Origin of the sequence: Paraferrimonas sp. SM1919 (genome assembly GCF_010993985.1) — a bacterium.
Lineage (GTDB): Bacteria > Pseudomonadota > Gammaproteobacteria > Enterobacterales > Shewanellaceae > SM1919.
The window spans coordinates 1-1214 of record NZ_WINH01000060.1 but is presented as its reverse complement, the minus strand read 5'-3'; the positions used below and the strand labels follow the sequence as shown (position 1 = coordinate 1214).

The following is a 1214-nucleotide window of genomic DNA, read 5'->3' as shown; positions in this document are numbered from 1 at the left end:
TCATCCTGACCACGGTGCTCGGCATTGCCGGCGCGCTGGCGGCAACCTTCCTCGGCCAACTGCTGCACCTGTATCGACCCGGACAGTCGGCCGGATTCATCGGTGCCGTGATCGGGGCGGTCGTGCTGCTGGTGGCCTATCACGCGATCGCGCGCAACCGCTGATGCCGCCGGCATGACGCCGGATGGGTCCAAGTGATGGGAAAGCCCCGCATGCCGGGGTAATGCCGTTCAGTTAAGCCTGAACGGCATTTTTCATTGGAGGAGGCGAAGTGGTTGTAAACGGCGAGTTGGGCTGTTAACGTTTCGGCCGCGATGCTTGCCAGCCACCTCACCTATCTGCTCGAAGCACAACAGCCGGCCGATCTGAGCCGGCTGGCAGAGCATCTGCCCTACGAGTGGATCGAGCGCGCGGTGACAGCGACAGGCACGGCAAGCATCCGGCGCCGGCGCTTGCCCGCCGAGCAGGTAGTCTGGCTGGTGATTGCCCTGGCGATGTACCGTCACTGGTCGATCAGCGAAGTGGTAGACAGCCTTGATCTGGCCCTGCCCAACGAGAGCGCCGCCTTTGTCAGCAAGAGCGCAATCACCCAAGCGCGCGAGCGGATTGGCCAGGCACCGCTGGCGTGGCTGTTCAAGCGGACGGCGCAAGCATGGACGCTGCAGGATGGAGCTCGTCATGCGATCAAGGGCTTGAGCCTGTGGGCGATCGACGGCACTACGCTGCGCACCGCCGACAGCCCCGCCAACCGCGAGCACTTCGGCGCGCAAGGCTATGCCAGCGGCAAGGTGGCCAGCTATCCGCAGGTACGAGCGGTCACGCTCACCGCCATCCCGACGCATCTGGTGGCCGACATCCGCTTCGGCCGCTATGACACCAACGAGATGGTGTATGCCAAGGACCTGCTGCCCGAGATTCCGGACGATTCCCTGACGGTCTTCGATCGCGGCTTTGTGAGCGCCGAGATCCTGTGCAGCCTGACGATGAACGGCCGCAACCGCCACTTCCTGATTCCCGCCAAGTCCAACACGCGCTGGGAAGTCATCGCCGGCAGCGCTGAAGATGCGATGGTGCGCATGCGCACCTCGCCGCAAGCGCGCAAGAAGTGCCCGCAACTGCCCGAATACTGGGACGCGCGGGCGGTGCGCACCATCGATGCACGCGGGCGCGAGCGGGTGCTGCTGACCTCGTTGACCGATCGGCGGCGCTTCAAA

Annotated in this window: 2 protein-coding genes; both read left to right on the top strand. The window is 64.7% G+C overall.

Features of this window, described 5'->3' with window-relative positions:
* The first annotated feature begins 14 nt into the window (after positions 1 to 14).
* Complete coding sequence (locus GFB48_RS17800) at positions 15 to 164, top strand: GlsB/YeaQ/YmgE family stress response membrane protein (protein WP_305848755.1); 150 nt, start codon at positions 15 to 17, stop codon at positions 162 to 164.
* Between the two features lie 150 nt (positions 165 to 314).
* On the top strand, positions 315 to 1214 hold a 900-nt coding region (locus tag GFB48_RS17115), incomplete at its 3' end, for an IS4 family transposase (protein ID WP_163938660.1).